Source organism: Wohlfahrtiimonas larvae (assembly GCF_002006755.1).
Lineage (GTDB): Bacteria > Pseudomonadota > Gammaproteobacteria > Cardiobacteriales > Wohlfahrtiimonadaceae > Wohlfahrtiimonas > Wohlfahrtiimonas larvae.
Window position 1 is genome coordinate 1 of sequence record NZ_MVDO01000086.1, and the last position, 6,737, is coordinate 6,737.

The window sequence follows — 6,737 nt, forward strand, 5'->3', positions numbered from 1 at the left end:
ATGTTGCCTATAATTCTCAGCTCTTACGGTCAATGACCTAAGTAATTGGGCTATAGCCAAGCGGTAAGGCAGCGGGTTTTGATCCCGTCATTCCTAGGTTCGAATCCTAGTAGCCCAGCCAAATTAAAAAGCGATTAACATTGATTTGTTAATCGCTTTTTTCATATCTATATATGTGATTTAAATATATTTAGCATCACCCACAAAAGAGCAATGCCAGCTATTCTTCTCAAATATCACTATTAAAATAATATTCTTACAGCTAATGCAGATAAAGTTATCAATAAGATAGGAATTGTAAGCACAATGCCTACTTTAAAATAATATCCCCATGTAATCTTTAAATTCTTTTGTGATAATACATGCAACCAAAGTAATGTTGCTAAACTACCAATAGGTGTTATTTTTGGTCCTAAATCACTACCAATGACATTTGCATAAACCATCGCCTCTTGCGTTAAACCTGTTGCGGTGCTTGCATCAATGGATAATACTCCTACTAAAACCGTCGGCATATTATTCATAATAGATGATAAAAATGCCGCTAAAATGCCTGTACCGAATGTTGCAGCCCAAATGCCTTGATCTGCAAATGTATTCAATAAACTTGTAATATAATCCGTTAAACCTGCATTGCGTAAGCCAAATACAACCAAATACATGCCTAAAGAGAAAATAACGATTTGCCATGGCGCGCCTAACACAATTTTTTTCAAATCCACAATTTTGCCACAATGAGCAATCATCATTAATATCAATGCGCCAAGTCCTGCAATTAAACTTACAGGAATATTTAAAGCATCCGACGCGAAAAATCCCACCAATAAAAACAATAAAATAAACCAGCCTGCTATAAAGGTTTTTCTATCTGCAATCGCTGTATTCGGTTGTGGTAAATTATCAGGTAAATAATTCAATTGTATCTCTTTCCTAAAATAGAGATACAACACTGACAATGTCGCTAAAATTGATACAATATTCACAGGTATCATAATAGATGCATAACGGCCAAAGCTGATATCAAAATAATCGGCAGATACAATGTTCACTAAGTTTGAAACAATTAATGGTAAACTTGCAGTATCTGCGATGAATCCCGTTGCCATCACAAATGCTAATGTTGTTGCTCTGCTCGCGCCTAGCGATAAGAGCATTGCCATTACGATTGGCGTCATAATTAATGCTGCACCATCATTGGCAAAGAATGCTGCAACCAAAGCACCCAATAAAATCAAATAGACAAATAATCTTTGGCTACTACCATTACCAAATCGTGCTATATACAGCGCTGACCATTTAAAAAAACCTGCTTCATCTAAAATTAAACTGATGATAATCACTGCGATAAATGTCAAAGTTGCATTCCAAATAATACCCCAAACAACTGGAATATCTTGTAACTGAATCACACCACAAATCAGCGCAACAATCGCCCCCATTGAAGCACTCCAACCAATACCTAATCCTTTTGGCTGCCAAATCACTAAGATCAGAGTCACAATAAAGATCAATAAAGCCAATAACATATTGTTTACCTTTCCTATTTCTATTCAAATTTCATTCAATAAACTTCATAAATTCTTGCGCTATATACAGCAAAATTCATTCATTTTAATATTTCAACTATCATTGAAATATTAGCTATAAAAAATATTCACATAGATCTCTACATGAATATTCATTGATTAAGATTTTTTAAAACATTGCTCTGGCTGACCATTGCAACATTCAGCTGTTAAGAAATTGATCAAGAATTGCATCTGATCGACTTTGGCTTTGTAACGTAAAAATCGCCCTTCTTGCGTCACATCAATCATATCTGCATGCACCAACGCTTTGAGATGAAAGGATAAATTTGTATTAGGTAATTCCAAAGCCTCTGCAATTTCACCTGCAACCAATCCTGAATCTGCATGCTTTATCAATAAACGAAAGATATCCAATCTTATTTCAGAGGATAATGACTCAAACATTTTAACCGCTAATCTCTTGTCCATAATTCAATATTTCAATTAATCTTGAAATAATCATAAACTAGAAAAAGATCGAGCACAATATAATCTTAAATATTCTTAAACCAATCAGATAAATGATCCAATAAACAACGTAATGCTTGCGGCATGTGTTCTCGGCTACTATACACAGCATACACAGTTAAAGGCTTGGGTTGATAGTTGGGCAATACTTGAATCAAGGAGCCGTCTTTGAGCTGATTGCGAACACTTGAATATGGTAACATTGCAATGCCAGCACCAGCACTCGTTGCTTGTGTTAAAAATGTCGATTCATTAGATCTTAACTGCCCTTTAACTGATACGGCATAAACTTGCCCATCATAATCAAAACACCATTCATTTTGCCCAAAATACCGATACACTAAACAATTATGCACTAATAGATCATTAGGTACTTTGGGAAGATCTTTATCAGAAAAATATTCAGGTGAGGCACACACGACAGAATGACAAACACCTAATTTTTTAGCAATTAATTGTGGTTCTAATTGATCTGTAATACGAATGGCCAAATCAATGCGATCTTCTACCAAATTAACTGCCTGATTACTAATTCGTACATCTATTTCAATCTTAGGGTATTGTTTAAGAAATGGAACTAATGCTTTTGCCAATTCATCATATGCAATTGAGTGCGGGCAACTGATTCTCAAACTCCCTGCCGGTGAATCACTATAATTTTGGCTCAATAAAGGTAATCGATTTGCAATATTATTAAGCTTTAGAACTTCGTTATAGATTACTTTACCTGCTGACGTTAAGCTCAAGCGCCGAGTTGTTCGATGCAACAATCGCGCACCTGCCCAACCTTCCATTTCTGCTAAATATCTTGTTACCATTGCACGTGACATATCGAGCTTATCAGCTGCACCGCTTAAACTACCTTGCTCTACAATTGTAATAAAAACTTCTGCCGCCCGAATTCTATCCATATATTTGTCCGATTAATGCAATAGTGAATTGCTTTGAGTGCTATTTATCATCTAAATATTTACGCATATTATAACAATCATCCCATCAACAATAATCCACATAAAGGAAATATTATGAAAATATCCAAATTGATGACCGGCACTTTACTTCTCACAAGCCTAGTTTTTTCTGCACAAGCTGTGACACTCAATGTTGAAACATTTAACCCTAAAAATGATAGCACATTTCCCGTATCATCTAATCTCATTTCTGGTGATAATGAAGCTATCTTAATAGATGCACAATTTCACAAAAAAGATGCTGAACAATTGGTCAAAATGATCCAAGATAGCCATAAACAACTTACAACAATCTACATTAGCCATTCTGATCCTGATTATTATTTTGGATTAGATACCATCACAAAAGCTTTTCCTAACGCTAAAATTATTGCAACCCAAGAAACTGTCGATGCAATTAAAGCTACGAAAGATGGGAAGTTGGCGTATTGGGGCGAAGTCCTCAAAGAGGATGCGCCAGAAACATTAATTGTGCCGACTGCCCTCTCAGGGACTACATTCACATTAGAAGGTGAAGAGATTCAAATTCAAGGATTGGATGGCAAAGCACCTGAACGTTCATTTTTATGGATCCCTAGCATTCAAACCGTAATGGGGGGCGTGGTTGTTTCAGATAATATCCACGTTTGGATTGCAGATACACAAACTCCAGAATCACTTGATGCTTGGGAGGAAACTTTAACACTTATACAATCATTACAACCTAAGGTTGTCATTCCTGGACATTTTGTGGGCGATTCTACACTCAATTTAGATTCAGTTAAGTTTACAGAACAATACCTGAAAGATTTTAGAGCAGCTAATGCATCTAGCAAAAATTCAGAAGAGTTAATTGCTAAAATGACAGCTTTATACCCAAATTTAGAAGATGCTTCTAGCTTAGAAATGAGCGCTCAAGTGATTCAAGGTGAAATGGCTTGGCCACAATAACCATTTCTTATTAGACTCTAAGCAATCGCCATCAGCCTATAATAAGATTGATGGCGATTGTATTTTAAGCCACAGAATTTAAAAACCAACCTGCAATACTTTCTCTCACTGTATTTGTTGGCAACACTTCATGAGGAAATTGCTCAGACATAAAAAAGATCATACGCCCTGCTTTCGGCGACAGCTCTAATAGTTTTGTATCTTCACGATCATAAACCACTAATTCGCCACCATCACCAGTTTGCCAATCTTCATTCATATATAAAACTGTTGTCACTTTGCGGCGACTTTTAGATTGTGGATTATCTAAATGCTTTTGATAAAAAGCGCCAGGTTTATAACGACAAAAATGCGTTTCAAAATCACGTAAACCTAAATACAATCCTGCATTTAATTCTTGGCGAATATCATACATTTTATTGAAATAGCTTTTGATAGGATCACCCATATCATCATCCAACCATAACGTTACATCGCCACGCACATTTGTGTTCAACTGCAACGAAACGCCATTACCAATTTTAGCTTCTTGCAATGTATCTGGAATGCAATCTTTAATGGATTGAATCTCTGAGGTATTTAAAAAATCATCCCAAACGTACCAACCTGAAGTTGTTAAGGAATCTAAAAGATTATTTATTGTCATTGTGTTCAAGATTTCCTATAGATGTGGATATCTTTTATACTCATAAAATTATGATAAATAAAATTTAAAACTTTAATTATGCACTCAGAAAAAAAAGCGCCAAAATAAGCGCTTTTTTCGTTACATTCTCGCTAGATTATGATGCCTAAGCCCATTGTATCTGGAAGCTTAACATCTTCACCTTGATAAATAATTCCTCTCGGTGATTCCGTTAACCACAATGGTGCATCAAAGTCGCAATACAAAACATTCGGATGACTTGCCGCAAAGTGTGCTGCCGCAGTGACAGAAATGGATGACTCCATCATCGAGCCAATCATACATTCCACACCATACAATGCCCCCAGATCAGCAATCTTAATTGCTTCACTAATGCCGCCACATTTCAGCAATTTAATGTTCAATAGATCCACACAGCGATCCTTCAACAATGCAAACGCTTCTTGTGGTGAAAATACGCTTTCATCTGCCATTATTTTCATGTTCACATGATCCGTCACATATTTCATGCCTTCAAAATCCTTTGCATGAACAGGCTGTTCCACCCAATCAATGTTGAAAGCTAAGCGCTCCAATTCATGAATCACACGAATCGCATCTTTCGCTTTCCAACCTTGGTTGGCATCCAATCGTAAACGAATATGTGAAGGAATTGCATCCACAATCGTAGAAATGCGTTCGATATCTTTATCTGGTGCATTGCCCACTTTGATCTTTAATGCAGAAAAGCCCTGCGCCACAGCATCCATCGCTGCTTGTTTCATCACAATCGGATCATCTAAGCCAATTGTCATGCAAGTTGTGAGTGGCTTGTTGCCACCCAAAACTGCATACAATGGTTGATTGAGCCATTTGGCAAATAGATCATGCAAAGCAATATCAATCGCCGCTTTTGCACTGCTATTATTGATGCAAGATTTCTGAACCTTTAACAACAATACATTCAAGTTACGCGCATCTTGATTCAATAAAGCATTCGTAATTGGCCCTTCCAACGCTGCAACAATACTTTCTTTGCTATCACCAGTGATCACCCAAGTTGGCACTGTTGCACCAATGCCCATCAAACCATTGTCTGTATGAACTTTGACTAGGATATTTTCAATTTCATATGCCGTTCTCAATGCTGTTTTAAATGGCACACGCAATGGGCATAGTTCAGTAGCAACTTCAATTTTAACAATTTTCATAGCGAGCCTTTAAATCATCGACAACAATTGACCAATCAATAAACCAAAATAAGTACCTAAGAATGAGCCCATAAGCGCCATTAAAATACCAATCGGAATTAATGATTTATGGTAGCTCGCTGCCAACATTGGCGCAGAAGCCATACCACCGATATTCGCTAAACTTGCAACACCTAAAGTAAATAAGTCATAACGGAATAATTTACCCAAAAGTACCATCACGATTAAATGGATCAATAGAATCAAGAAGCCTGCCACTAAATAAATTGGTGCTTGTGTTAAGCTACTAAAATCAGAGCGTGAAGCAATCAATGCAATAATGATATATAACATTACATTGGAAATTTCCATTGAACCAGAGATTCTAGAAACTGGTGTTACAGCTAAGATCAAGCCAATAAAAGATGCAATCATAATTGTCCAAGTCATCCCATTGATCACATCACCCACTGCTGGCAAAATACGACCTAACCATAAACATACCGCTGAAACACTTAAGCCAATCGCCAATAAATATAAAATATTGTGGAATGTAATTGGCTTCTCTTTCTCTTCTTCTAACTCTAATTTTGCTGCTGAATCACCCAATACATCTGGTGCTTTTGTCCATTTGTTGAATTTTGGTGCAAATGGAATCAACCAGAACATAAACATGACCCAAACTGCGTAGTTGATTGTATCCATCATCAAGATGTAGCCGAATAAGTTTTCAGGCACTTGTAAGATATCTTGCAATGCAACCATATTTGCAGAACCGCCCGTCCAGCTACCTGCTAACGCGCCAAATGCTCTCCATGTGCCATCAATAAAGAAGCCTTGTAGTGCTACATAAACCACGACAAATGCAACAAATATACTCACAACTGCACATGAGAATGCTAACAACATGCGAGGACCCAATTTGATGATGCTACGTACATCACACTTCAATAACATCAATACCAACATCGCTGGTAATAATGCT

At 36.8% G+C, this 6,737-nt stretch carries 7 protein-coding genes and 1 tRNA gene; 2 read left to right on the forward strand and 6 right to left on the reverse strand.

Annotated features, from left to right (window positions below):
- Window positions 1–46 precede the first annotated feature (46 nt).
- Window positions 47–121: transfer RNA gene (locus tag BZK14_RS05535), tRNA-Gln, on the forward strand.
- A 121-nt stretch (window positions 122–242) separates the two neighbouring features.
- On the opposite strand, the gene BZK14_RS05540 is transcribed toward BZK14_RS05535, so the two are convergent.
- The 3 genes from BZK14_RS05540 to BZK14_RS05550 all read right to left on the reverse strand — a co-directional run bounded on the left by BZK14_RS05540 (window position 243) and on the right by BZK14_RS05550 (window position 2,947).
- Window positions 243–1,526 carry an arsenic transporter gene (locus BZK14_RS05540; protein ID WP_077925566.1) on the reverse strand — a complete coding sequence of 428 codons (1,284 nt, stop codon included), beginning with the start codon at window positions 1,524–1,526 and terminating at the stop codon, window positions 243–245.
- A gap of 159 nt (window positions 1,527–1,685) precedes the next feature.
- Window positions 1,686–1,973, reverse strand: coding sequence for an ArsR/SmtB family transcription factor (locus tag BZK14_RS05545; RefSeq protein WP_281249082.1), 288 nt, complete (start codon window positions 1,971–1,973; stop codon window positions 1,686–1,688).
- Window positions 1,974–2,062: 89 nt separating this feature from the next.
- Window positions 2,063–2,947: a LysR family transcriptional regulator gene (locus BZK14_RS05550; protein ID WP_077925568.1), complete on the reverse strand. Its 885-nt coding sequence runs from the start codon at window positions 2,945–2,947 to the stop codon at window positions 2,063–2,065.
- Between the two features lie 114 nt (window positions 2,948–3,061).
- Between BZK14_RS05550 and BZK14_RS05555 the strand changes: the two genes are divergently transcribed.
- Window positions 3,062–3,937, forward strand: a complete 876-nt coding sequence (locus tag BZK14_RS05555; protein WP_077925569.1) for an MBL fold metallo-hydrolase — start codon at window positions 3,062–3,064, stop codon at window positions 3,935–3,937.
- A 64-nt stretch (window positions 3,938–4,001) separates the two neighbouring features.
- Here BZK14_RS05555 and BZK14_RS05560 read toward each other — a convergent pair whose 3' ends face one another.
- From BZK14_RS05560 to BZK14_RS05570, 3 genes are all read right to left on the reverse strand, one after another.
- On the reverse strand, window positions 4,002–4,583 hold the full coding sequence (locus tag BZK14_RS05560; RefSeq protein WP_077925570.1) for a 2OG-Fe(II) oxygenase: 582 nt from the start codon (window positions 4,581–4,583) through the stop codon (window positions 4,002–4,004).
- Between the two features lie 131 nt (window positions 4,584–4,714).
- The gene (locus BZK14_RS05565; RefSeq protein WP_077925571.1) at window positions 4,715–5,773 is read right to left on the reverse strand and encodes a dipeptide epimerase; all 1,059 of its coding nucleotides are present in this window, start codon (window positions 5,771–5,773) and stop codon (window positions 4,715–4,717) included.
- Between the two features lie 9 nt (window positions 5,774–5,782).
- The coding region (locus tag BZK14_RS05570) for a DUF819 family protein (protein ID WP_077925572.1) at window positions 5,783–6,737 on the reverse strand (955 nt) is incomplete at its 5' end.

What these genes read in the sequence shown, in the direction of transcription:
- BZK14_RS05540 (WP_077925566.1), bottom strand. Translation starts at nt 1,526, where the DNA reads ATGTTATTGGCTTTATTGATCTTTATTGTGACTCTGATCTTAGTGATT.
- BZK14_RS05545 (WP_281249082.1), bottom strand. Translation starts at nt 1,973, where the DNA reads ATGTTTGAGTCATTATCCTCTGAAATAAGATTGGATATCTTTCGTTTA.
- BZK14_RS05550 (WP_077925568.1), bottom strand. Translation starts at nt 2,947, where the DNA reads ATGGATAGAATTCGGGCGGCAGAAGTTTTTATTACAATTGTAGAGCAA.
- BZK14_RS05555 (WP_077925569.1), top strand. Translation starts at nt 3,062, where the DNA reads ATGAAAATATCCAAATTGATGACCGGCACTTTACTTCTCACAAGCCTA.
- BZK14_RS05560 (WP_077925570.1), bottom strand. Translation starts at nt 4,583, where the DNA reads ATGACAATAAATAATCTTTTAGATTCCTTAACAACTTCAGGTTGGTAC.
- BZK14_RS05565 (WP_077925571.1), bottom strand. Translation starts at nt 5,773, where the DNA reads ATGAAAATTGTTAAAATTGAAGTTGCTACTGAACTATGCCCATTGCGT.